General features: G+C 78.3%; 2 protein-coding genes. Both read right to left on the reverse strand.

The window, feature by feature from the left end:
* Nucleotides 1-939, reverse strand: a 939-nt coding sequence (locus HCN52_RS23790) for an SURF1 family protein (protein ID WP_168090482.1), incomplete at its 3' end; no start/stop codon positions are given.
* 133 nt (nt 940-1,072) lie between these two features.
* Nucleotides 1,073-2,397, reverse strand: a 1,325-nt coding sequence (locus tag HCN52_RS23795; protein WP_168090483.1) for a hypothetical protein, incomplete at its 5' end; no start/stop codon positions are given.

The raw sequence follows: 2,397 nt of genomic DNA on the forward strand, positions 1-2,397 counted from the left end.
CTCCGGCGCCGGCCGGCCCGTCGGCACCGCGGACTGCTGACCCGCGGCCCCGGGCGCGGCCGTGTCGGGGGCGCCCGTGTCGGTGGGCCCGGCAGCGTCCGCGTCGCCGTCGCCGTCGCCGGGCGGAGCGTCCGGGCCGGCGTCGGTCCGGAACTCACCGGTGGCGGGCGGTGGTCCGTCGGGGTGGATGCCGAGTTCGGCGTCCCGGATGGTCTCGACCTCACGGCGGAAGAGCCGGAACCACATGAAGGCCGTGAACGCCGCGAAGACGAACCACTCGGCGGTGTACCCGAGGTTCTGGAACGCCTTGATGTCGAGGCCGGTGCCCGAGGGGGCGACCGGTGGCACGGCGGTCAGCGGCTCGTCCGCCTCGCGCACGGTCAGCCAGGCGTTCTCGACCTCGTAGGGCAGCAGGTTGATGAGCGACGCCGCACCGATCACACCGACCTGCCCGCTGGGCAGGCCGGTCGGCGCGTTGACCGCCCGGGGCGACTCGGCGGCCTGGAGGATGCCCTCGACCCCGGTCTCCCCCTCGGGCGCGGGCGGTACCGCCGCCGGGTCCGGTGCGCCCGGCAGCCAGCCGCGCACCACGGGGACGGCGCGGCTGCCGTCGGCGGGTTGCAGCGGGGTGAGCACGTAGTAGCCGGGTTCGCCGTCGAGCGTCCGGCCGGGGACGAGCAGTTCGTGCTCGGCGTCGAAGGTCCCCGTGACGTGCGCCGCCTCGCCCACGGTCTCGGTGGTCGGGGGCAGCAGCTGCGACAGCGGCACCGCCTCGGCGATCCGGGCGGCCTCGACCTGCTGCTGGTTGTCCCGGTGGCCCTCGACCCGGTCCTCGAACCGTCCCAGCTGCCAGCTGCCCATGTACAGGCAGAACGGGATCGCGAGCGCGACGAAGACGTTGATCGCCCACCAGCGCGGGGTCAGCAGAAACCGGTACACGATCCCACGGTACCGGGGCGCCCTGCCCGGCACTCCCGCCGCCCTCCGGTGCCCGGGACCGCTCGGCTGCTCGGCGGCTCGGCCGCTCCCCCCGCCCGCGGCGGGGGCCCGCTCCGGGCGGGTCGGCGGCGGTTCAGACCGTCGGGACGAGCACACCGGTGCGGTGCAGGCTGCCGACGCAGACGCCGACCAGCTCCATCTGGGCGGCGCGCGGGGTGCCGGCGGCGGGGGTGTAGCGGACGAGGACGCCCTCGGCCTCCGCGCCGCCGGGGCCGCCCGGTCCGGGGCCGACCTCCCCGCCGGAGCCGCCGGGGCCGCCGCCGGAGCTGTCGGTGGACCCCCCGGAGCCGCCGGACGGGCCCGAGCCGCCGCCGGAGGAGCCCGTCGATCCGCCGTCGTCGGGCGCCTGGAGATCGTCGCCGGACCCGCCGAAGGGGTCGTCGTCGGTGCCCGCCGCGGCGGGCTCGTGGTCGTCGTCCGAGCCGCCGGCCCCGCCGCTCGCGCCGCCGGCGGACGACCCGCCGCTGCCGATGTCGGCGGGCAGCGGCTCGGGCTCCGGCACCGAGCAGCCGCCGTCGGGCGCGCTGCGGCTCGGCACCCAGGCGAACCGGATCTCGTAGGCGTCTCCGGGCGGCAGCACCAGCTCGTCCACCCACCGGTCGGGCAGCGGCAACTGCACCGCGCGGTCGCCGGAGGTGCGGAGCACCACTTGCGGCGAGGTCACGCCGGCGGCCGCGGTGTTGCGGACCGTGGTGGCGGTCAGCTCGTCGGTGCCGCGGATCCGGCAGGTGGCGGCGGAGACGTTCGAGACACGGATCGAGCCGTAGATCACCCCGTCGCCATCGGGTTCCGCGAGGGCGGTGACGGCGTCGCCGAGCTGGTCGCGGTCGCAGCGGGGGTGGGACCCCGCGGTGCCGTCGCTCTGCTCCGGCCGGGCGCTGCCGGGCTGCCCGGGCTCGGTCGTTCCACCGTCCCCGGAGTCGGTGCCGGGGCCCGCGGACTCCTCACCGGCCGACGTCTCCTCACGGGACGTGCCGCCGTCGGCGGGCGACCCGGGGCCGTCGCCCGGTGCGGTCGGTTCCAGGGTCGCGCCCTCGACCGCCCGGTCGCTGCCCGCGCCGACGGTCCGGGTGTCGGTGTCGACGACGGAGGCGGCGTGCAGGGTGACGGGCGCGCCGACGGCCAGCACCGCCACCGTGGTGGCGGCCGTCATGAGGCGCCGCCGGCGACGCCGCCGGGCGGGCACCGCGCGGTGCAGGACCGCCAGCGCCCCCGGCGAGGGTTCGACGCCCCGGACGGAGTCGCGCAGCAGCTGCCGCAGGACGTCCTCGTCGGCGAGGGCGGGCAGCGGGGCCGCCGTGGGTGGCACCGCCGCGGGGCGCGGCTCGGGGTGGTCGGCTGTGGCGGACGCACCGCCGGCCGTGGCGGACGCACCGTCGGCCGTGGCGGGCGCCGTCC

The organism is Streptomyces bohaiensis (genome assembly GCF_012033785.1).
In the GTDB taxonomy this organism is placed as follows: Bacteria; Actinomycetota; Actinomycetes; order Streptomycetales; family Streptomycetaceae; genus Streptomyces; species Streptomyces bohaiensis.